18 protein-coding genes are annotated in these 22,052 nt (G+C 69.6%); 12 read left to right on the top strand and 6 right to left on the bottom strand.

Annotated elements, in window-relative coordinates:
• Positions 1 to 69: 69 nt before the first annotated feature.
• Together ABE571_RS09810 and folE are read right to left on the bottom strand one after the other, a co-directional pair.
• Positions 70 to 1,539: a DUF3375 domain-containing protein gene (locus tag ABE571_RS09810; protein WP_313219793.1), complete on the bottom strand. Its 1,470-nt coding sequence runs from the start codon at positions 1,537 to 1,539 to the stop codon at positions 70 to 72.
• Positions 1,540 to 1,666: 127 nt separating this feature from the next.
• Positions 1,667 to 2,269, bottom strand: coding sequence for a GTP cyclohydrolase I FolE (folE, locus tag ABE571_RS09805; protein WP_019183982.1), 603 nt, complete (start codon positions 2,267 to 2,269; stop codon positions 1,667 to 1,669).
• A gap of 159 nt (positions 2,270 to 2,428) precedes the next feature.
• Between folE and ABE571_RS09800 the strand changes: the two genes are divergently transcribed.
• The 6 genes from ABE571_RS09800 to ABE571_RS09775 all read left to right on the top strand — a co-directional run bounded on the left by ABE571_RS09800 (position 2,429) and on the right by ABE571_RS09775 (position 8,096).
• Complete coding sequence (locus ABE571_RS09800) at positions 2,429 to 2,884, top strand: MarR family transcriptional regulator (RefSeq protein WP_313211297.1); 456 nt, start codon at positions 2,429 to 2,431, stop codon at positions 2,882 to 2,884.
• Between the two features lie 101 nt (positions 2,885 to 2,985).
• On the top strand, positions 2,986 to 3,195 hold the full coding sequence (locus tag ABE571_RS09795) for a DUF1656 domain-containing protein (RefSeq protein WP_019183984.1): 210 nt from the start codon (positions 2,986 to 2,988) through the stop codon (positions 3,193 to 3,195).
• Positions 3,192 to 4,100, top strand: coding sequence for an HlyD family secretion protein (locus tag ABE571_RS09790; protein ID WP_346481174.1), 909 nt, complete (start codon positions 3,192 to 3,194; stop codon positions 4,098 to 4,100). The genes ABE571_RS09795 and ABE571_RS09790 overlap by 4 nt, the downstream gene beginning before the upstream one ends.
• Complete coding sequence (locus tag ABE571_RS09785) at positions 4,097 to 5,554, top strand: efflux transporter outer membrane subunit (protein WP_346493628.1); 1,458 nt, start codon at positions 4,097 to 4,099, stop codon at positions 5,552 to 5,554. The genes ABE571_RS09790 and ABE571_RS09785 overlap by 4 nt, the downstream gene beginning before the upstream one ends.
• A 3-nt stretch (positions 5,555 to 5,557) precedes the next feature.
• Positions 5,558 to 7,615 (top strand): FUSC family protein, encoded by a 2,058-nt coding sequence (locus tag ABE571_RS09780; RefSeq protein WP_313211294.1) that lies wholly within the window; start codon positions 5,558 to 5,560, stop codon positions 7,613 to 7,615.
• Between the two features lie 85 nt (positions 7,616 to 7,700).
• The gene (locus tag ABE571_RS09775; protein ID WP_088435243.1) at positions 7,701 to 8,096 is read left to right on the top strand and encodes a hypothetical protein; all 396 of its coding nucleotides are present in this window, start codon (positions 7,701 to 7,703) and stop codon (positions 8,094 to 8,096) included.
• A 14-nt stretch (positions 8,097 to 8,110) separates the two neighbouring features.
• Here the strand turns inward: ABE571_RS09775 and recD are convergent, their stop codons facing one another.
• Genes recD through recC form a run of 3 tightly spaced genes read right to left on the bottom strand, consistent with a single transcriptional unit; the run spans position 8,111 to position 16,988 of the window.
• Complete coding sequence (gene recD / locus ABE571_RS09770) at positions 8,111 to 10,006, bottom strand: exodeoxyribonuclease V subunit alpha (protein WP_346493627.1); 1,896 nt, start codon at positions 10,004 to 10,006, stop codon at positions 8,111 to 8,113.
• The gene (recB, locus tag ABE571_RS09765) at positions 10,003 to 13,644 is read right to left on the bottom strand and encodes an exodeoxyribonuclease V subunit beta (RefSeq protein ID WP_346493626.1); all 3,642 of its coding nucleotides are present in this window, start codon (positions 13,642 to 13,644) and stop codon (positions 10,003 to 10,005) included. The genes recD and recB overlap by 4 nt, the downstream gene beginning before the upstream one ends.
• Positions 13,641 to 16,988, bottom strand: a complete 3,348-nt coding sequence (gene recC / locus ABE571_RS09760; protein ID WP_346493625.1) for an exodeoxyribonuclease V subunit gamma — start codon at positions 16,986 to 16,988, stop codon at positions 13,641 to 13,643. The genes recB and recC overlap by 4 nt, the downstream gene beginning before the upstream one ends.
• Positions 16,989 to 17,212: 224 nt before the next feature.
• Between recC and ABE571_RS09755 the strand changes: the two genes are divergently transcribed.
• The 6 genes from ABE571_RS09755 (at position 17,213) to ABE571_RS09730 (ending at position 21,345) form a co-directional block, all read left to right on the top strand.
• Entirely contained in the window at positions 17,213 to 18,001 is a 789-nt protein-coding gene (locus tag ABE571_RS09755; RefSeq protein ID WP_019183992.1) for an ATP-binding cassette domain-containing protein, read from the top strand.
• Positions 18,001 to 18,750 carry an MlaE family lipid ABC transporter permease subunit gene (locus tag ABE571_RS09750; RefSeq protein WP_019183993.1) on the top strand — a complete coding sequence of 250 codons (750 nt, stop codon included), beginning with the start codon at positions 18,001 to 18,003 and terminating at the stop codon, positions 18,748 to 18,750. The genes ABE571_RS09755 and ABE571_RS09750 overlap by 1 nt, the downstream gene beginning before the upstream one ends.
• 107 nt (positions 18,751 to 18,857) lie before the next feature.
• The gene (gene mlaD, locus ABE571_RS09745; protein ID WP_019183994.1) at positions 18,858 to 19,385 is read left to right on the top strand and encodes an outer membrane lipid asymmetry maintenance protein MlaD; all 528 of its coding nucleotides are present in this window, start codon (positions 18,858 to 18,860) and stop codon (positions 19,383 to 19,385) included.
• On the top strand, positions 19,382 to 20,044 hold the full coding sequence (locus ABE571_RS09740; protein WP_346493624.1) for an ABC transporter substrate-binding protein: 663 nt from the start codon (positions 19,382 to 19,384) through the stop codon (positions 20,042 to 20,044). The genes mlaD and ABE571_RS09740 overlap by 4 nt, the downstream gene beginning before the upstream one ends.
• Positions 20,034 to 20,345: an STAS domain-containing protein gene (locus ABE571_RS09735; protein ID WP_313211289.1), complete on the top strand. Its 312-nt coding sequence runs from the start codon at positions 20,034 to 20,036 to the stop codon at positions 20,343 to 20,345. Before ABE571_RS09740 ends, ABE571_RS09735 begins: the two co-directional genes overlap by 11 nt.
• A gap of 1 nt (position 20,346) precedes the next feature.
• Positions 20,347 to 21,345: a VacJ family lipoprotein gene (locus tag ABE571_RS09730; protein ID WP_313211288.1), complete on the top strand. Its 999-nt coding sequence runs from the start codon at positions 20,347 to 20,349 to the stop codon at positions 21,343 to 21,345.
• Positions 21,346 to 21,465: 120 nt separating this feature from the next.
• Here ABE571_RS09730 and ABE571_RS09725 read toward each other — a convergent pair whose 3' ends face one another.
• Positions 21,466 to 22,026 carry a glutathione peroxidase gene (locus ABE571_RS09725; RefSeq protein WP_088435249.1) on the bottom strand — a complete coding sequence of 187 codons (561 nt, stop codon included), beginning with the start codon at positions 22,024 to 22,026 and terminating at the stop codon, positions 21,466 to 21,468.
• Positions 22,027 to 22,052: the final 26 nt, after the last annotated feature.

Raw genomic sequence — 22,052 nt, 5'->3', positions numbered from 1 at the left:
GGCGTCACCACGACCGGTTCGTCGTCGTGCCCGTCTGCGCCGCCGTCGATCGGGGTGTCGGTGGATTGTTCATGCCAGCTCATGGCGTTTCTCCTGGGTGAACCAGATCAGCGGAATGCGGGCGCGACGCCATTGGCCATCGCCGCCGCGCCATTGCGCGATCTCCTGTTGATCGGTGGCGACCTCGCCGTGGCGGGTGCCAAGAGAGAGGTAGCCGATGATGCTGCCCAGCCCCTGCGGGGCCTCACGGTGCTCAAGCACCTGCGCGATCGACAGCCGCGGCTGCTCGCCGAGCAGGTCGTGCAGATCGCGGCGCAGGGTGCGGAAGTCGATTTCAGAGGCGGCCACCAGATCACCAACACTCTCCAGCGAGATCGCGGCGATGTCGTTGCGCTGCACGCTGCCATCCACCTGCGCCTGGCGCGGGTCGTGCAGCTTCCATTGCGACAGCGAGCGCAGCCGGCTGGTGGTGAGCTGCAGGTCGCGGCCGATGCCGCGCTGCGCCGGGATGTGGTCGCGCAGGCCCAGCGCCTCGCCCTGGGCCTGCTTGAGCAGCTGGTTGAGGCGGCGCTGTTCCAGGTAGCCACGGCTCTGCACGAAGCCGCGCAGGCTGCGGGCGAAGTGCTGCAGCACATCGTGGACCTGGCCACCGCGCTCGAGCATGGTGGTGGTGAAGCCGCGCAGGAAGGTGCGCTCGTTGCGATCCAGCTTGCGGGCGAAGCCACGCGCGAGCACGGTCTCCAGCGCGGCATCGAGCTGGGCGCTCTGTTCGGCATCATTGAGCAGGCGCCAGAACGCCTCGAAGCTGCGCCCGGCGTCGCTGTCGCCGATCACGTCCACGCCTTCGAACAGCTTGGACAGCACGTCGCCGCGCTCGCCTTCGTCATCGATGATGCGTTCGCGGAATTCACGGTTGAGGCGTTCGAAGTCATCGCGCACGCGGCGGAAATCTTCAGTCAGTTCGTCGGCCAGGCCGATGATCTGGCGGGTCCGTTCCAGCGCGCGCTTGCCATCCAGCGAGGACACCTTGCCGCCGCTGACGCGGGCGATCTCGGCATCGATGCGGTCGCGCTCGTCGCGCAGCGCGGACAGGCGTGCATCCGGATTGGATTCGGTCAGCGCGGCCAGCTGCGAGAGCTGCTCGATCACCAGGGCCAGGCGGCTCTCGGTGGCGGCAGCGCGCGCCTGCTCCAGGCTGTCGGCGAAGCGGATCGCCTGCGCGGCCTGGGTGGACAGTTCGTACTGTTCCTGGTCGGCGCCGTCGGGCAAGCGGCGTTCCAGCCAGCCCTGGGCCAGCCAATGCGCGATGTAGGCCTGTGCGGTGCGCGGCAGATCGCGCGACAGCTCATCGGCCTTCAGATCATCCAGCGCGCGCTGCAGGCGTTCGTGCAGCACCGCGGTGGACAGGGTGCGCTCGTCCTGCATCAGCAGGCTCTGCAGCAGGCCGATGATCTCCGGCGCGTGATCGGCCGCCAGCAGCTTCCACTGGGATTGTTCGCGCAGGTGGCGGTAACGGGTAATGCGCTCGCGATGTTTCATTCGAGACCGGGGACAGGAAGACAGGCCGCGCGGGTCGCGGCGGCCGGGAGGGAAACGGGACGCGCACGCACCCGCAGGGCCGGGCCGAAGCCCAGCACCTGCCGGCCGCGCGCGACAGCGCGGGGAATCAGCGCTTGCCGCCCACTTCGATGAAACGCAGGAACTCAGCGCGGGTGCGCGCGTCCTCGCGGAAGCTGCCCAGCATCTTGGAGGTGACCATGCTGACGCCGCGCTTGTGGATGCCGCGGGTGGTCATGCACTCATGCGCACCTTCCACCACCACGCCCACGCCGACCGGCTGCAGCACGTCCTGGATGCACTGGGCGATCTGCGCGGTCATCTTTTCCTGGACCTGGAAGCGGCGTGCGTACGCCTCGACCACACGGGCCAGCTTGCTGATGCCCACCACCTTGCCAGCCGGCAGATAGCCGACGTGCACGCGGCCGATGATCGGCGCCATGTGGTGTTCGCAGTGGCTTTCGTACTCGATGTCGCGCAGCACGATCAGTTCGTCGTAGCCGGCCACTTCCTCGAAGGTCCGCTCCATATAAGCGCGCGGGTCGTCGCGGTAGCCGCTGAACCAGTCGCCATAGGCTTCGGCGACGCGGCGCGGGGTATCCAGCAGGCCTTCACGGGTCGGATCTTCACCGGCCCAGCGCAGCAGGGTGCGCACCGCCGATTCGGCCTCGGCCTGGGTGACGGGGTTGGCGTCGTTGTCTTGCTTGCTCATTACATACAGCACCCGAAGGGGGGCGAGCATCGTACCCGACAGACCCCTCGGGCGTCCTGCGCCGGGGCGCCCGGGCCGTGTCCGGACAGGCAGTCATTGGGCCGCGGTTGTGCCACGGGTATTGATAGGAGACGAATTAGTAGTATCCTATCTATTCTGATGAACCGATCCCTCGACGAACGTACCCAGCTGCAGATGCAGCTCAGTTCCGGCCTGCTATACGCAGGGCGGCAGTGGCAGCGCCTGGCCGACCAGGCCCTGGGCAGCTACGGCATTTCCGCTGCCTGCACCATGCCGCTGCTGATGATCGGGCGCGCCGGCGGGGGTATCCGCCAGGTGGCGCTGGCCCACCAGCTGGGCATGGAAGGCCCTTCGCTGGTCCGCCTGCTGGACAAGCTGGCCGCCAGCGACCTGGTCCGCCGCGAATGCGATGCCAGCGACCGCCGCGCCAACCTGCTGTGGCTGACCGACAAGGGCGAGGCCCTGGTCAGCCAGCTGGAGACCCAGTTGATCGGGCTGCGCCAGGACGTGTTCGGCGCGTTGACCCTGGATGAACTGCGCACCGTGCTGAAGCTGTGGCAGCTGCTGGCCGATGCTGCCGACCGCGTGACGTAAGCCTGCTCTCCCGTTGTACGGCCCGGTGTCGTACTGCGACGGCATGACGTACGACGACCCACGGTCGTCGCCTACCTTTTTCCAGTGAACCCTCTGCCTCGATGTACGGTGAATTCAGTCTCTATGGTGTGTTCGTCCCGACCCTGCTCGGGCTGATGCTGCTTGCCTACCTGCTCAAGAGCGGGTTGCGCGTGGTCCTGCAGCGCACCGGCGCCTACCGCCACATCTGGCACCCCGCCCTGTTCAACCTGGCCGTGTACGTGATCGTGCTCGGCGGGTTGTTTTCCCTGATGCGTTGGATGCAATCGTGAACAAGATCCTCAAGCAGACATTCCCGGTCGTATTGACCGCCGTGGCCGTAGTGGCCGCCGTGCTGGTGCTGCGCCACCTGTGGGCCTATTACATGGATGAGCCGTGGACGCGCGATGCGCACGTCAGTGCCGACGTGGTCCAGGTCGCGCCGGACGTGTCCGGGCTGGTGGAGGCAGTGAAGGTGGCCGACAACCAGCCGGTCAAGCGCGGTGAGGTGCTGTTCGTGGTCGATCGCGCGCGCTATGAGATCGCGCTGGAGCAGGCCCAGGCCGCTTTGGGCGAGCGCCGCGCCACGCTGGACCAGCTGCGCCGCGAGATCGCCCGCGACCGCAGCCTGCAGGATCTGGTCGCCGCCGAGGACGCCGAAGTGCGCCGGGCCAAGCTGCTCGCCGCGCAGGCTTCGATGGCCACCGCGCAGGCGGCCGTGGATCTGGCCAAGCTCAATCTGGCCCGCACCGAAGTGCGCAGCCCCAGCGATGGCCACGTCAACGACCGCACCGTGCGTGCCGGCGACTACGTGACCGCCGGGCGGCCGGTGATGGCCGTGCTCGATACCGGCTCGTTCCGCGTGGACGGCTACTTCGAGGAAACCCGCCTGCAGGGCGTGCATGCCGGGCAGAAGGTCGACATCCGCCTGATGGGCGAAGCGCAGCCGCTGCAGGGCCACGTGCAGAGCATCGCCGCCGGCATCGAAGACCGTTACCGCAGCGAAGGCAGCAGCCTGCTGCCGAACGTGACCCCGGCCTTCGACTGGGTGCGGCTGGCCCAGCGCATCCCGGTGCGCATCCATATCGACCGCGTGCCGGCCGGCGTCAACCTGATCGCCGGGCGTACCGCCACGGTCACCATCCAGCCGGACACCGCCCCGGCCACGCCGGCGCAACCGGCACGGACGGCGCTGTGAACCGCCCGGCGCTGCACCGCATCGCCCTCGGGTTGGCCCTGACCACGCTGGCCGCGTGCCGCACGGTCGGCCCGGACTATGCGGTGCCGGCCGGGTCCGCCTTCCAGCGGCCGGAGGCGAATGCCGCCTTCCTCGAGACCGGTAACCCGCAGGTCGCCGCTGGGGCCGCGCTGCCCGCGCGCTGGTGGGAGCTGTACCAGGACGACACCCTCAATGCGCTGGTGCAGCAGGCGCTACGCGACAACGTGGAACTGAAGGTGGCCGATGCCAACCTGCGCCGCGCCGCCGCCGTGTACGAGCAGGCGCTGGATGCCGGTGGCTTCGAGTACGAGGCCGAGGCCGGCGTGAGCCGCGCGCAGCTGTCCGCCGAATCGTTCCTGCTGGAGCACGAACTGCCGCCGATCAACCTGGCCGACGGCAAATTCGCGGTGTCCTATCAGTTCGATCTGTTCGGCAAGCTCAAGCGCGCCTCCGAGGCCGCGCATGCCGACGAGCAGGCCACCGCCGCCGCGATGGACCTGGCGCGCGTGTCGCTGGTGGCGCAGGTGGCCGGCAGCTACGTCGACATCTGCCACGCCAACCACGAGCTGCACGTGGCCGAGCACTCGCTGCAGCTGCAGCAGCGCAGCCGCGAGGTCACCCAGCGCCTGATCACGGCCGGCCGCGGCACCCCGCCGGAGCTGGCCCGCGCCAACGCCCAGGTGGCGATGCTGCAGGCCGCGCTGCCGCCGCTGCGCGCGCACCGCCAAGCCTCCGAATACCAGCTGGCCGCCCTGCTCGGCCGCACCCCGGGGCAACTGCCCGAGGGCGTGAGCGACTGCAGCCAGGCCCCAACGCTGGCGCAGACGCTGCCGATCGGTGATGGCCGCGCGCTGCTGCAGCGCCGCCCGGACATCCGCCAGGCCGAGCGCAAACTGGCCGCCGCCACCGCGCGGATCGGGGTGGCCACCGCCGAGCTGTACCCGGATATCCGCCTCGGTGCCTCGGTGGGTGCCGCCGGCCTGCTGGAAGACTTCGGTACGCCGTTGACCCAGCAATGGTCGATCGGCCCACTGATTTCCTGGACGCTGCCCTCTTCCGGCACGCATGCGCGCATCCACGCCACCGAAGCCGGCGCCGACGCCGCGCTGGCCGAGTTCGATCACAGCGTGCTGCAGGCCCTGCGCGAAACCCAGACCGCGCTGAGCCGCTATGCCCAGGATCTGCAGCGCCTGCAGTTCCTGCAGCAGGCCCAGCAGCAGGCCGACCTGGCCGCCAGCCAGAACCGCCGCCTCTATCAGGGCGGGCGCACGCCCTACCTGGCCAGCCTGGATGCCGACCGCAGCCTGGCCAGCGCCGATGCGACCCTGGCCGAGGCCCAGGCGCAGGTCTCGCGCGACCAGATCCAGCTGTTCCTGGTGCTCGGCGGCGGCTGGAATGCCGACGCCGTCGCCACCGGCACGGCCGCGAGGTAAGCCATGCTGCTGCTGGACAGACAGGCCTGGTTGTTCTCGGTCAAGACCTTCCTGGCGGCGATCGCGGCGCTGTACATCGGCCTGGCCGGCAATCTTTCGCGGCCGTACTGGGCGATGGCCACGGTCTACATCGTGACCCAACCGATGCTGGGCCCGACCCGCGCCAAGGGCGCCTATCGCATCCTCGGCACGCTGATCGCCGGTGCGGCGACGCTGTGGATGCTGCCGCACCTGGTGGAAACCCCCTTGCTGCTCAGCGCGGCGATGTCGCTGTGGCTGTCCGGGTGTCTGTTCATCGCCCTGCTCAACCGCGGCCCGCGCGGCTACGCGTTCCTGCTGGCCGGGTACACCACCGCCTTCATCGGCTTCCCGGCGGTGACCTCGCCGGACACCATCTTCGACACCGTGGTGGCGCGCAGCGAGGAGATCATCCTCGGCACGGTGGTGGCGGTGCTGTTCGCCTCGCTGTTCTTCCCGGCCTCGGTGCGGCCGATGCTGCGCTCGCGGATCGGCAGCTGGATGGGCGATGCGGCCGACTGGTGCCGGCAGATCCTGACGCGCGGCCATGCGCATGGCCCGCGCAACCGGTTGGCCGCCGATCTGGTCCAGTTCGAGGCGCTGATCGAATTCATGCGTCGCGATGATCCGCGCCATGCCGGCGCGGCGGTCTCGATGGAGCGACTGCGCGAGCGCATGCTGCTGATGCTGCCGGTGCTCTCTTCGATCGCCGACCGGCTCGGGGCGTTGCGTGCGGGTGGCCGTGCGCTGCCGCCCGGGCTGGAGACGCTGATCGCCGATCTGGCCCAGTGGCTGGAACAGCCCGGCCGCTCCAGCGCCAGTGCGTACGCCACACTGCGCGCACGCATCGTCGCGCTCAAGCCGGCGGTGGATGGTGAGCTGGACCACCTGCTGCTGGTGACCCTGCTGCTGCGGCTGGAAGAGCTGGTCGACCTCTGGCAGGACTGCACCACCCTGCATGCCGCCATCGATGCCGGCACCGCGCCGAGCGATACCGCGCATTACCGCGTGCGCACCCAGCGCGTGGATCACGTGCGCCATGTGGACTACGGCATGGCGCTGTTCTCCGCCGCCAGTGCCGGCGTCGCCCTGATGACGTACTGCGTGCTGTGGATCGGGCTCGGCTGGGAGGGCGGCGGCAACGGCGCGATGATGGCCGCGGTGGCCGCCGCGTTCTTCGCCGCGCAGGATGATCCGGCGCCGAGCATGCTGTCCTTCCTGCTCTGGGCCATCGTGGCCAGTCTGGTGGCCGGCGTGTACCTGTTCGGGATCTTCCCGGCCGTACACGACTTCGGCAGCCTGGTGCTGGTGCTGGCGGTGATCTTCCTGCCGCTGGGCCTGCTGCTGCATCGGCCCAAGACCGCATTGATCGGCCTGCCGCTCACGGTGAACCTGGTCGCGCTGTTGAACGTGCAGAACACCTACAGCGCCAACATCCAGAGCTTCATCAACTCGGCCGTGGCGATGTTCATCGGCATTGGCTTTGCGGTGGTGATGACGCGGCTGTTCCGCTCGGTGGGTGCCGAGTGGACCGCACGCCGGCTGGTACGCCAAGGCTGGAACACGCTGGCCGATGCGGCCGAGGGCCGTGGCCAGCAGGACCGCCAGCAGTTCGCCGCGCGCATGCTCGATCTGCTCGGCCTGCTGGCACCGCGCCTGGCGGCGACGCCGGAAGGCAGCGACATCGCCTCGGTGGACATGCTCACCGAAGCGCGGATCGGCCTGAACATCCTGCAGCTGCGCCGCTCACGGCATGGCCTGCCGCCGGCCAGCGTGGCCGCGATCGACGCGATCCTGGACGACATCGCCCGCCATTACCGCGCCCAGGCCGCGCAGCGCCGGCCAGTGCCTGCCCCGGCCGGGCTGCAGACCCGGCTGGAGGCCTCGCTCAAGCGCGTGCAGACCGTGGCGGCCGGCAAGGCCCGCGATGAGGCGCTGATGGGCCTGATCGGGCTGCGCTATGCCCTGTTCCCCGAGGCGCCGGTGGTCGATACCCCTGCCCAGCCCCCCGCAGCGGCCCCTGGCCTGCCCGCGCCGCGCTGAACCGGCCTGGCCGCAGACCGGCCGGCCCACACCGATCAGGGCTATCCTGACGCATGCATTTGCGCATGGATCAAGGTGATTTCCGATGAGTTACGACCTGATGGTGTTCGACCCCGCCGTCGCCCCGCGCGAGGCCGAGGCCTTCCTGCAGTGGTATGACGCGCAGACCGAATGGAACGAGACGCACGACTACGACGACCCGAAGGTGTCGGTGCCGGCGCTGCAGGCATTCTTCGCCGCATTGGCCGAGCATTACCCGCCGATGGACGGCCCGCTGTCCGATGAGGAAGACGACCGCCCGGAAGTGACCGACTACAGCATCGGCCAGCACGTGGTCTACGCCTCGTTCGATGACGAGGTGGCCGAGAACGCGCACGGCCTGGTGCAGGTGCTGGCCAACACCCACCAGCTGGGCTTCTTCGATGTCAGCGGTGACGGCGCCATCGTGTTCCCCGATGGCACCGTGGTGATTCCGGAGTAAGACCGGCGACGGGGCTAGAACAACTTCCCCTGGGCCGGCGCCGTCACCACGGCGTCGGCCACTGCGTCCCCCTGGCCGCCCTGCAGGCGCGCCGCCAGGCCCGACAAACGGCTGGCATGCCGCGCCAACGCGGCCTCCAACACGTCCGCACTGCCGAGCACGTGCAGCGACTGCCGCGCGCGGGTCATACCCGTGTAGATCAGCTCACGCGAGAGCACGCGGTTGTCGCGCCGTGGCAACTGCAGCCAGACCTCATCGAACTCCGAGCCCTGTGCCTTGTGCACGGTCATGGCGAACGCACTCTCATGTGCGGGCAACGCACCCGGATGGAAGCCGCGCGGCTGGTCCGGCGTCTCACCGGGGAACCACGCCGTGACGCTGCCGTGGCGATCGATCAGGCAGATGCCGATGTCGCCGTTGAACAGGCGGTGCCGGTAGCTGTTCTCGGTGATCAGCAGCAGCCGACCGTGGAAATAGCCCGGCGCCATGCCCGGCCGCGGCACACCGGCCAGCAGGGCTTCGATGCGCGCGTTGAGCCCGCGCGCACCCTGCGGACCTTCGCGCACGGCGGTGAGCAGGCGGATGCGTCCGGCATTGGCCAGCGCGACGCCGGGATCGACGGCTTCGCCGAGGCCACGCCAATGCCCGAGCAGGTGCTCGCGATGATGCTGCAGCGGGTCGCTCTGGTCCTCGTGGAAGTGCACACCGGCCAGCGTGCCCACGCGCAGCAGCGCCAGTGCGGTGCCACTGTTGCCCTCGCGCACGGCATGCGCCAACGGCGCCAGGTCGAGCGCGTCGGTCTGCCGGTAGCCGCGCTGCAGCTGCACGCGCCGGCCCGCGAACCGGCGTGGCGGTGCCAGCGGTTGCAGCGCGTCGGGCGCCAGCAGCGCGCGCAATGCCTGCGCATCATCGGCCTGGGCGCCCAGGCCATCGCCACTGGCGCGCAGGATCGCGCTGAGCACATCACCGGCTTCCACCGAGGGCAGCTGGTCCGGATCGCCGAGCAGCACCAGCCGGCTGCCATCGGCGACCGCCTCGACCAGCTTGGTCATCAACGGCAGATCGATCATCGAGGCCTCGTCCACCACCACCACGTCATACGGCAGCGGGTTGTCGGCGTGATGGCGGAAACGCGGCGAATCCGGGATCACCCCGAGCAGGCGATGCAGGGTGGTGCCGGTGCTCGGCATCGCATCGCACAGGGCCGGCGCGATGCCGACCAGCCGCAGCCGCTGCACGGCCAGGCGCAGGCTCTCGGCCATGCGTTCGGCGGCGCGGCCGGTGGGCGCGGCCAGCGCGACCCGTGGCAATGCCTGGTCCGCCTGGACCGCCTGGGCCGCCAGCAGCACCAACAGGCGTGCGATGGTGGTGGTCTTGCCCGTACCGGGACCACCGGTCACCAGCACCAGCGGATGGCGCAGCGCGACCGCCGCGGCACGCGCCTGGTGATCGATGCCCTCGCGCGCCTGCGGGAACAGCTGGCCAAACAGGGTGGCCAAGGTACCGGGATCGGCCTGCGCCAGCGGATGCGTGGCGATGCGTTGCAGGCCCTGCGCAAGGCGGCGCTCGTATTCGCGGTAGCGGCGCAGATAGAGCAGCCCGTTCTCCAGCACCAGCGGTGCATCCCCGGCGACCACGTCATCTGCGCCCGGCACCTCCACCCACGGCGAGGTGCGCAGCTGCGCCAGCCAACCCCCGGGCGCGGGCCACTCGATCTCGGCGTCGATCAGCCGCTGCGGCTGGCTCGGGTCCAGACCCGCATGGCCTTCCGAGACCGCCAGCGACGCCAGTGCAGCACCGAGCAGCACCGCTTCGGGCGTGTCCGGGCGCAGCCGGCGCAGGCTCTGCGCCAGCGCGTGATCGAGTGTGCGCAGCGCGTTGCCGCGGTACAGCGTGGTGAGCAGGCTCATGCGTCCCCCCGTGCGCGGGCCGCCATGCGGGCCTGGGCGTGTTCGCCACCGGCGAACAACGCATCCAGTGCATCCACCAGGGCCGGATCGAAGCGATGCGCGTACAAGCCAGGGCTGTCGTCGCGGCCCGCATCCAGGCCGCGGCAGAACAGGTAGCGGATGCCACCCATGTCGCGCGTGTAGTCGTACTGCGCGCCCAGCCGGAAGCGCAGCCAGCGGTGCAGCGCCACGGTGTAGATCAGTGCCTGCAGGTCGTACTCGCTGTGCTGCATGGCGCTCGTCAGCCGGGCCGCGTCGTAGCCGGGCAGGCGGTTGGATTTGTAATCGAGCACGTACCAGCGGTCCGCACGCACGTAGGTGAGATCGATCTTGCCGGTCATCAGGCCCTCCAGCCGCCGGCGGGTGCCGAAGCCATGCCGGTCACGGACCAGTCCGTGCGCGTGCAGCAGGGCCAGCAGGGCGGGAACGGCGGTCGGTTGCATCGCGAAGTGGAACTCGATCTCGGCGCGCCGTGCATCGGCCGGCAGGTCGTGCAGTGCGCCACCTTCCGGCAAGGGCACGGTCAGGGTCTGGCCGACCAGCGCGGTCAACATGGCCACGCCATCGTCCAGGTCTTGCTCGGCATAGCCTTCCACGCGCAGCGAAGCACGCAGGACCTCGGCCTCCTCGCCGGGTGCCGGCTGCCCGGCCTGCCATCCGCCCCACAGCGCGAAATCGGTGTTCTCCAGCGCATCGTGCAGCACGTTGCCGAAGCGGCTGCCCATGAAACGCGGGTCGATCTCGTCGCTGGCCACGGCCGGTTGCTCGGCGTCCAGGGAGAGGTCCACGCCGGCCGGTTCATCGGCCGCGGGGGCCGGCACTTCGGTCGCGGCGGCATCGGTATCGTGGCCCGCATCGGCATGTGCCAGCTGGGTGAAGCTGTATACCCACCAGTCGTGCGGCACACGGCGGGTCAGCGCGCGCACCGGCGGCAGTTCGCCCTCGCGTTCGAAGGCGAGCTGTGCCGGCCGGGTCTCCACCGGGCCTTCGATCACGGCGATGTCCGGGTGGTCACGCAGGGCGGCGATGTTCGACAGCATCGGTGCCAGGCGGGTCTTCGCCAGGCCGGCGAGATCGCCGGCGGCGATCCACAGCGCGTGCTCGGCGCGGGTCAACCCGACGTAGAGCAGGCGCGCGTCTTCGGCCTCCTGCTCCTGCGCGCTGCGCGTGCTGGCCGCGCTCCAGCTGTCGTCCTTGTCCAGCTTCCAGTGCAGCTCGCGGCGGCCGTTGGCGTATACCGTGCAGTTGGCCTCGGTGTTCGGCGCGCCACCACCGATGCCCACGAACGGCAGGAACACCAGCGGATACTCCAGGCCCTTGCTCTTGTGCAGGGTGATGATCTGCACGCGGCGCGCATCCGATTCCAGGCGCAGCAGCTGCTGCTCGTCGTTCTGGTCGGCATGCGCCATCTGCACCTGCAGCCAGTCGAGCAGGCCATGCATGCCCAGCGTCTGCCCGGCCGCCTGCTGCAGCAGTTCGCCCAGCTGCAGGTAGTTGGTCAGGCGGCGCTCGCCATCCAGCAGGCCGAGCAGGCGCTCGGCATGTTCGGCGCAGAGATCGGCGATCACCGCGAACGGGCCGCCGCGCTGCCAGCGCTCGCGCCATTCCAGCAGCCGCACCTGGAACGAGCGCTGCGCATCGCCTTCGCGTTCCAGCGCATCGATCGCCTCGGCATCTTCGCCGAGCAGCACGGTCGACAGCGCGGCGCGCAGGCGCCCTTCATCGGCCGGCTGCAGCAGGGCCAGCAACAGCAGGCGCAGGTCGTATGCCTCGGGCGTGGCGTACAGGCTCTGCTTGCCCGCGGCGACGGCGGGAATGCCCACCGCACCGAGCGCCTGCTGGATGCGCGTGGCCTCCTTGTGCGAGCGCACCAGGACCGCGATGTCGCCGGGTTGCACCGGCACGTCGCGCAGCAGCGCGCGCCCTTGCCGGGCCTCGCCGAGGATCTGGTGGATCGCGGCGACACAGGCGTCGCTGGCCTGCTGGCGCGAGGGATCGGCCTTGAGATCGCCCGCCTCGGTGTTGTGCAGCACGCGCACGGTCAGGCCGGGTGCGGGAATCCCGTCGCGCAGGAAATCCGCATCCACGCGGGTGCTGCCGGGGTGCACCGGCTCGAAGGCGATGTCGGCTTCGAGGAAGGCACGTTCGCCGGCATTGGCGTACAGCGCTTCGATCGCGTGCAGCACCGCCGGACGCGAGCGGAAGTTGCGGTCCAGCGCAGGCGCTGCATCGGCCTGGCGCTTGGCCTTGAGGTAGGTGTGGATATCGCCGCCGCGGAAACCGTAGATCGCCTGCTTCGGATCGCCGATCAGGAACAGCGCCGGTGCCAGGCCGGCCTCGCGGGTCTCCTGCGAATCGCCGAACACGCGTTGGAAGATGCCCCATTGGCGGTCGTCGGTATCCTGGAACTCGTCCACCAGCGCGATCGCGTATTGCGCGCGCAGCTGCTGCACCAGGGTGGCGCGATGCGGGCCGTCGAGTGCATCGGCGACACCGTCGATCAGGTCATCGTAGGTCTGCACGCGGCCGATCCGCTTCAGCTCGGCCAGGCGCGCACGCGCTTCGTCGCGCAGGTCATGCAGGAAGGCGGTGGCCTGCTGGCGCAGCCACTGCTCGCGCGCATCGGCGGCATGCCACCAGGCCTGCAACGCATCGAACAGCGGCGACGCCGGGCACTGGCCGTCCATGCCGTCCTTGCAGAAGGCCAGCAGCTGCACCGGCAGCAGCTTGCCCAGGTGACTCTTGTCGCCGCGCGGCCAGTGCTGCGCGCTGCGGCCGGCAAACAGCTCGCCGAAGGCCTTGTCGAAACTCGGCCGTTTGGCACGACGGCCGTCGAAGACCTTGCGGTCGAAGGCGGTGGCGATCTGCGCCTGCGCGTGTTCGGCGTGGGTCTCGATCGCCTCGGCCAGCGCGGCCGCGGCGAGCCGCAGCTGCGGCGCGGGGTCGTCGAAGCTGTGGGTGGGTCGCGCCGGCAACAGCGGCAACGGCTTGATCAGCGTGGCGAGATCGCCGGCCAGCGCCTCGGGCGAGGACCACAGCCAGGTCAGCGCATCGACCGTGGCCGGGTCGTTGGCATGCACCCGCCACAGGTCGGCGGCGAGTTCCTCGTGCAGCGCGCGTTCGCTCGGCAGCAGGGTCGGCGGATCGAAGGTATGTCCGCTCTCCAGGGCATGCTCACGCAGCACGCGGGTGCAGAAGCCATGGATGGTGAAGATCGAGGCGAGGTCGATTTCGTCGGCCGCGGTCTGCAGCCGACGCGCCAGCGCGGCCGGCGTTTCTTCACCGAGGGCGAGCTGGCGGTGCAGGATCACCCGGGTCAGGACGACCTCCGGGCTGTCCTGTTCGCTCGGCGCGCGCTCGACCAGCTGTGCGGCCAATGCAAGGCGCTCGCGGATGCGCTTGCGCAGTTCCTGCGTCGCGGCATCGGTGAAGGTGACCGCCAGGATCTGGCCGATGCGCCAGCCCTTCTCCACCACCAGCCGGGTGAACAGCGTGGCCAGGGTGAAGGTCTTGCCGGTACCGGCGCTGGCCTCGATCAGGCGCACGCCCTCCAGCGGCAGCGCCAGATAGGGATCGGTGAGCAGGTCGTGGTCGATCATCGCAGGGCTCCTTTCTCGTCAAAGCCCGGGAACACCCGGCCCTCGCGCACCGCGGTGAACACCACGAAGCTGTTGTGCAGCAATTGTCGGTAGCTGTCCGCGCTGGCGAACGGATCATGGCCACGCAGCGCGAGCGGGTAGCCGGCGCCGGTGGATTCGCCCCAGGTGCGGTCGCTGCCATGCCACTTGGCGCGGCCCTCGGCTTCGCGCTTGGCCTCGGCGGCGGTGTACAGCACCCAGCCGGTGGACGGGCCGTACAACAGCGGCGCGCGCAGCCCTTCGCTGCGCAGCTGCAGCAGGCGTCGCAGCACCTCGTGCGCGCGTTCGACCTCCAGCGGCGGCAGCGTGTGCGGGCCGAGCCCGTCATCGCCCGCGTCGTGGAACTGGACCAGTGGCTGTGGGTCACCGGCGGCGTTGGCGAGCAGCCAGTCCAGGCCCTGGCGGATCGCGGCGCGGCCATTGAGCGGGCCCGGGCGCAGGCGCACCAGGCCATGCGGGTGCAGGCCCTCGACCCGGCCATGCAGGCGCACCCCGTCGATATTCACGTCGTAGCGGCGGCTGCCGGCAGCGGTACCGGCCTGCCACTGCGCCAGCGCCTGTGCGTAGGGTTCGGTCTGCGCCTGCAGCAGCGCGAACTGACGCTCGCCCAGTGCACCGGAGGGCAGCAGCGCACGCGCGCGCAGCCGGGGGTAGAGCGGCGCGGCCTCCTCGTCGAGGGTGGCCTCGATCACCGCCTGCTGCAGCAGTACGGTATCGCCACCGCGCGCCGCCATCACCAGCGGCTCCACATCCTCGGCGTTGTCCACCTCGTCGGGCAGGCGCAGGCCGAGCCGTTGCGAGAGGAACTGGCTGGCCGGATCGGTGAGGAAGCGACGCAGCGCATCCACGCTAAGTTCGGCCTCGCCCGCAACGCTGTCCATCGGCGGCAGGGGCCGTGCGAACCAGGGTGCCAGCGCGCGCCGTGCGCCGCCAAGCGAGCCGGCAGCCGGGTGCCATTGCTGGCGGTAGCTGAAACGTCGCGGTTCCTCACCGCCACCGAATGCCGCCGGGGCGAACGGCTGCAGCGAGTGCCGCACCGTCATCCGCTTGGCCGCCGCGGGCGGATCCAGGTGGTACTCGGCAGCGGCATCGATCAGCTCGCTGACCAGCACCGAGGGTTCGCGCACGCTGCCATCGCGCGGATCGGCGCCCAGGTAGCTCAGGTAGAACACGTCCTGCGCCGAGGCGAACAGCTGCAGGAACAGGAAGCGGTCGTCCTCGCGCAGCGAACGGTCGCCATGCCGGCGCTTGTCGGTGCCCAGTTCGGCGGTGAGCTGGTTGAGCCCGGCAGCCGGATCGCGGCGCGGGAAATCGCCATCGTTCAGGCCCAGCACGCAGATCACCCGGAACGGCAGCAGGCGCATCGGCACCATCCGCCCGAAGCTGACGCCGCCGGTCAGCAGCGGCGCACGTGTATCGGCCTGGGCAAGCACGCCGGCGAAATGCGCGCGCAGCACCTCCGGCGGCACGTCGCCCTCGAAGCCGGCGATGTCGGCGTCACGGGCGAACTCGTTGATCAGTTTGCGCAGCCGCTCCAGCGCGCGCTGGCTGTTGGCGGCCTGCGGCGGCGCCGGCAGCAGCGCATCGAGCAGCCCCAGCAGACGCTGCCGCCACTGGCCAGGCGACATCGCCTCTCCCAACGCCTTCTGGTAGCGCGCCAGCACCCGCAGCAGGCCGAGCAGGCGGTCCAGCGCATCCAGCGCGCTGCCTTCCAGCTCCGGCCACGGCGCGACCCCGGCGATGTCGCCGTCGCTGCCGCTGGCATGGCCGAGCAGCAGGCGATCGAGTGCGAACTGCCAGGTGAAGGCATCATCGACCGGGGCCTGGTGCTGGCCGCGATGGGTCGCATCCAGCCCCCAGCGTGCGCCGGCGGCCTGCAGCCAATCGTGCAGGCGGTCGAACGCCGCCGCATCCAGACCGGCCGCTTCGGCCAGCGGCGCGCTGGCGAGCAGATCCAGCACTTCGTTCAAACCGAAGCGCGAGACCGGCAACCCGAGCAGGTGCACGAACACATCGGCCAGGGGTTCACCCGCCAGCGGGCTGGTGTCGGCCAGCGCATAGGGAATGTGGTCATCGCCGCCGCCGCGCCCGCCGAACACCGCTTCCAGGTAGGGCACGTAGGGATCGATGTCCGGCGCCAGCACCGCGATGTCGCGCGCCTGCAGCGGCGGATCGAAGCGCGGGTCCTGGAGCAGGCCGCGCAGCTGGTCGTGCAGCACCTGCAGCTCGCGCAGGCGGGTATGGCAGGCATGCACCTGCAGGCTCGGGTCGTCGTAGCGCAGTGCCTCGCGCAGAGGGCCGGCTGGCTGCCCGCGGCGGTGGAACAGGTCGCGCTGCAGGCGATGCAGCAGGCTGTCGGACAGGCCACCGGCGTCCATGTCCGGGCGCGCGTCCTCTTCGGGATCGTCGTAGGCGGCGATCTCACCGGAGGGGTGCACGACCTCGTAGCTGCCCAGCACCGCCATGAAGTCGCGGCCCGCCGCGCCCCAGGCCTGCAGCAGGCGGTTCTCGCCGGCCGCCTCGCCGAACGGATCGGGCGCGCCACTGCGCAGCTTCTCGCCCAGCGTCTGCAGATCGCCCCAGTAGGCCTGGGTCGGCGTGGGCAGATAGAAGTGCATCGTGCCGACCCGCGCCTGGGTGGCCATCACCCGCAGCACGTCCGGGGAGATGTTGAGCGTGGCGAAGGCGAACACCCGCGCCGGCAGGCCCTGCGGAAGCGGCTGGCCGGCGCCCTCGAAACGGGCGAGATAGGCATCGATGCGGCGCGCACGGTACTGCTTGCCGCTGGCGATATGCCGCCACAGGATCGCCTGCGGGTCGTTCGGTGCCGCGCCGGCCTCCCACCGCAGCAGCCAATCGCGACGCCAGGCCTGGTACTTCTCGAACACCGCCGCCAGCTCGGCGGCCAGCGCCCACGGCTTGAGCGGATCGGCCGCGGACAGGTAGGCCTGCAGGGCCGCCATCGGCGGCTGCGCCATCAGCACCGGGGCGCGCAGCGCGGCATACAGTCCCCAGCGCAGGCCCTCGGCATTGAGATCGTCATGTTCGCCGGGCACGTTGGCGTTGAGGGCGCGGGCGACCAGCTCGCCGGGGGTGAGGAACTCGAGATTGGCGGCAATGCCATACTCGGCCGCCAGGGTCGATTGCAGCCAGCGGCGCATCGCGACCTGCGGGATCAGGACCACCTCCGGCACCAGGATCGATTGGCCCGGCACGGGCGTGCGCAGCGTCGTGGCCAGCAGGGCGGCCAGCACATCGAGCGAGTTGGAGTGGTACAGGCGGAAGTCTGAAGCGGCGTCGGTCATCGCAGGAGTGTGCCGCAGCCCGCGCACGAACGCAGCGCTGACGGGTGTCAGGACACGGAAGAGGCCATGGCCGATACCGGCCCGACACGCTGTGTTGCAGCCCACGGCGTGGCCGTCGGGGCGCTGCCCTCACCTGCCCGTGCGACAATACTGCACGGTGCAGTTCGGTTATGTTCAGCCGTTCACCACGATCTTACAACGTTGGAATTTTGTTAATGGCGCCCATGACGGTTTCCGAAGAGAGTCTGGTGCAGTTGTCCAACGTCCGCATCGACCGCGGCGGACGTACGATCCTGCGCGACGTTTCGCTGACCGTTCCGCGCGGCAGCATCACCGCCGTGCTCGGCCCGTCGGGCAGTGGCAAGTCCACCCTGCTGGCCGCGCTGACCGGTGAGCTGCGGCCGGTTGCCGGCGAGGTCACCCTGTTCGGCCAGCCCATCCCGACCGGCGCACGCGCGCTGTTGGAGATGCGCAAGAGCGTGGGCGTGCTGCTGCAGGGCAACGGCCTGCTGACCGATCTGACCGTGGCCGAGAACGTGGCCCTGCCGCTGCGCACCCATACCCGCCTGCCCAAACCCGTGTTGCGCCGCCTGGTGCAGATGAAGCTGCACGCGGTCGGCCTGCTGGCCGCTGCCGATGCCTGGCCGCGCGAGCTGTCCGGCGGCATGGCGCGCCGTGTGGCCCTGGCCCGCGCGCTGGCACTGGACCCGCCGCTGATGATCTACGACGAGCCGCTGACCGGGCTGGACCCGATCGCCTCGGGCGTGATCATGAGCCTGATCCAGCGCCTCAACCACAGCCTGGGGCTGACCAGCATCATCGTCAGCCACCACGTGCACGAGACCCTGCCGATCTGCGACCAGGTGATCGCGATCGCCAACGGCGGCATCGTGTTCCAGGGCAGCCCGGCCGCGCTCGAATCCAGCCAGGACCCGCTGCTGCGGCAGTTCCTGCATGGTGAGCCGGACGGCCCGATCCCGTTTGATGCCGCACCGCGTGCGAGGGTTGCCTGATGCCGTTCGTTGACGCCACCCGCTCGCTCGGTCGCGCCGGCCTGTTCTCGCTGACGGTGCTGCGCGGCTCGCTGCCGACCGCCGATTTCCTGGCCGAGCTGACCCGCGAGATCTACAAGATCGGCGCACGTTCGCTGCCGATCATCGCCGTGGGCGGTGCCTTCGTGGGCCTGGTGCTGACCCTGCAGGGTTACCGCACGCTGACCACCTTCGGTGCTGCGGACGCCTTGTCCACCCTGCTTGGCCTGTCGCTGTACCGCGAACTGGCCCCGGTGCTGACCGCGCTGCTGTTCATCGGCCGCGCCGGCAGCTCGATCGCCGCCGAGCTGGGCCTGATGCGGGCCACCGATCAGATCAAGGCCCTGGAGCTGATGGCGATCGACCCGGTCGCCAAGGTCGTTGCCCCGCGCTTCTGGGCGGCGGTACTGACCGTTCCGCTGCTGACCGGCATCTTCTGTTCACTGGCGATCAGTGCCAGCTACTTCGAGGCCGTGCACGTGCTCGGCCTGGACAATGGCGTGTTCTGGTCTGCGCTGAGCAACAGCGTGGACTTCTGGGACGACTTCGGCGTGGCGATGCTGAAGTCGGCGATCTTCGGCGGCACGGCGGCCCTGGTGGCCTCCTATGTCGGTTTCCATGCCGAACCCACCATCGAAGGCACCTCGGTCGCCACCACGCGTGCGGTGGTCAACGCCTCGCTGCTGGTGCTGGTCTTCAACTTCGTGCTGTCCGCCATGATGTTCCAGTAGGTACCGACCGTTGGTCGGCACGCTTCTTCGGTGCGCTTCTTCGGTACGCAAAGACTTCCCGCCCGGACACCTGTCCAGGCACCTGACAAAGAACAGTGAGATATCCCATGGCCATCCGCGGTCCCAGACTCGAATTTTCCGTCGGCGCGTTCCTGCTGCTGGCGCTGGCCTCGCTGCTGGTGCTGGCCGTGGCCTCCACCAATCAACGGTGGGGCACCGGTGGCAGCGGCTACGAACTCAAGGCGCGCTTCACCCAGATCGGCCAGCTGCGCAAGCAGGCCCCGGTCAAGATCGGCGGCGTCACCATCGGCCAGGTCTCGGGCATCGAACTGGATCCCCAGAAGTTCGACTCGATCGTGACCCTCAAGCTCGACGGCAAGTTCAAGGATCTGCCCGCCGACACCTCGGCCGGCATCTTCACCAGCGGTTTGCTCGGCGAGAGCTATATCGGACTGCAGCCGGGCGGAGATCCGGACGTGCTCAAGTCCGGCGACGAGATCGTCTTCACCCAGCCGGCGGTGGACCTGCTCCAGCTGGTCGGCAAGTACATGTTCAGCGGTCCGGCCAACACCGGTGGCGCTGACTCCCACGATGGCAACGGCGCGCCCGCGCCTGCAACGGAACCGCAACCATGAAAAAGACCCTGATCCCGGCGCTGCTGGCCTCGGCCCTGCTCGCCGCCACGCCCTCGCTCTCCTTCGCCCAGGCGGCCCCGGCGGCCGCTGCCGCCCAGCAGGGCCAGGCCAGCAAGGCCGTGATGGACGCCAGCACCCGCATCCTGACCTCGCTGCAGCAGCGCCGCACCGAGTTCCGGGCCAACCCGGCCGTGCTGCGTGACTTCATCAACAGCGAGCTCAACAAGACCTTCGACCGCGACTACGCCGCCCGCCTGGTGCTGGGCGTGCACGGCCGCGGCGCGTCCGATGCCGACGTCAAGCTGTTCGCCGATGCGATGGCCGACAACCTGATGCAGCGCTACGGTTCGGCGCTGCTCGAGATCCAGGGCAAGCCGACCTTCCGCCTGAAGAGCGAGTCGCTGCTGCCGGGCAACCGCGGCGTGCGCGTGTCCACCGAGCTGATCCGCGCCGGCAACGAGCCGACCCCGGTCGACTACCTGATGCGCAACGTCAACGGCCAGTGGAAGATCTTCGATGTGATGATCGAAGGCATCTCCTACGTGCAGACCTTCAAGACCCAGTTCGACGCCCCCCTGCGCCAGAAGTCGATCCAGCAGGTGGCCACCGAACTGCGCAACGGCAGCATGCAGGCCGGGCAGGCCCCGCGTGGCAAGTAACAACGCCAGCGTGCAGCGCAACGGCAGCTCGCTGGTGTTCAGCGGGCCGCTCGACCGCGCGGCGGTGACGGCCCTGTGGCCCTCGCTGACCGCGCTGGACGGCGTGCAGCAGGTGGATCTGGCGGCAGTGAGCCGGCTCGACAGCGCCGGTCTGGCGCTGCTGGCCGAGCTGGCCGCGCGCCTGCGTGCAAACGGGACAACGCCGACGATCGTCGGCAGCCCGGACGGTTTCACCGACCTCAGTGCCGCCTACCGGCTGGCACCCACCCTGGATTTCCATGCCCTTTCTGCGGCGAGCTGACATGAACGTCATACGCACCCTCCCCCTCCTTGTGCTGGCGCTGGCCCTGAGCGCCTGTGCCGGCAAGCCGGCACGCGACAGCGCACCGGTCAGCGTCGAGGTCGCCCCGGCGGCGGCACCGGCCGCCGATGTGGCCAACACCGATGCGGTACCGGCCGAGGCCGGCGCCGACACGGCCACCGAAGCAACGCAGGCCAGCACCGATCCGGCGGCCGCACCGGTCACCGGCGGCACCGCGCCGACCAACGCCGAGGACGACTTCGCCGCGCTGTACGGCGGCCCGGCCCCGACCGCGGACGGCACCGAGCCCACCGGCGCGCCGTACGATCCGTGGGAACCGTTCAACCGCAAGGTGCACAGCTTCAACAACGTGGTCGACCGTGCGGTCGCACGCCCGCTGGCGGTGGCTTACACCAACGTGGTGCCGCGCTTCGCACGCACCGGCGTGAGCAACTTCTTCAGCAACCTGCGCGCGCCGGTGACGATCACCAACCAGCTGCTGCAGGGCCGTCCGGACGACGCCTGGGACAGCCTGGGCCGTTTCCTGATGAACTCCACGCTGGGTATCGGCGGTCTGTTCGATCCGGCCAGCAAGGCGATGGTGCCGCGTCGCAAGGAAGACTTCGGCCAGACCCTGGGCACGTGGGGCTGGCGCCGTTCGCGCTACGTGGAACTGCCGTTCTTCGGCCCGCGTACCGTGCGTGACGTGTTCGGCCTGGCCGGCGACATGCCGCTCTCGCCGATCCGTACGATCGAAGAGGACAAGATCCGCATCGGCCTGCAGGGCCTGCAGCTGGTGGACATGCGGTCGCAGCTGCTGGCGGTGGACGACATGCGCGACAACGCCGTGGACGAGTACTCGCTGGTCCGTGATGCGTGGCTGCAGCGCCGCAACTACCAGATCGAGAATGACCTGCGTGGCAAGCATGCGCGCGGCAAGGACGATCCGGACGCACCGATTCCGGTCGATGCGATGCCGATGCCGAACTGGGGTAACTGATCGGAGTACCGACCAACGGTCGGTACCTACCGAGTTGGTAGACCACGACCGTTGGTCGTGGTGCGAGCAAAGAAAAAGCCCCGCCGAAGCGGGGCTTTTTTTTGTTTCCGGGTCCGCCGATCAGGCCGCCAGCGCGGCGTCGATCGCGGCCACCAGGCGGGCATCGTCGGCCGGCACGTCCGGGGCGAAGCGGGCAATGACCTGGCCGTCGCGGCCGATCAGGAACTTCTCGAAGTTCCACAGCACGCCCGGGGCGGCGTTGACCACCAGCTCCGGATACTTGGCCACGGCGCCCTGCAGCTTCTCGCGCATCGGGCCTTCGCCGGTGGCGGCCGGCTGCGCGGCGGTCAGCTGCTGGTACAGCGGATGGGTGTCCTCACCGGCCACGCTGATCTTGGCGAACATCGGGAAGCTGACGTTGTATTCCAGCTGGCAGAACTGCTGGATGTCCGCTTCGCTGCCCGGCTCCTGGGCCAGGAAGTTGTTGGCCGGGAACCCCAGCACTTCCAGGCCGGCGGCCTGCTTGTCGGCGTACAGCGCCTGCAGGCCTTCGTACTGCGGGGTCAGGCCACACTTGGAGGCGACGTTGACGACCAGCAGCACCTTGCCGCGGTAGTCGGCCAGCGAGGTCGGCTGACCTTCGATGGTGGTCACGGGGATGTCGTAGACGGTCTGGCTCACTGCAGATTCCTTGCGTTGGATCAGGG

This window comes from Stenotrophomonas sp. TWI273, assembly GCF_039674765.1.
In the GTDB taxonomy this organism is placed as follows: domain Bacteria; phylum Pseudomonadota; class Gammaproteobacteria; order Xanthomonadales; family Xanthomonadaceae; genus Stenotrophomonas.
Note: the sequence above shows the minus strand (reverse complement) of the source record. Positions and strands in the feature narration are given on the sequence as shown.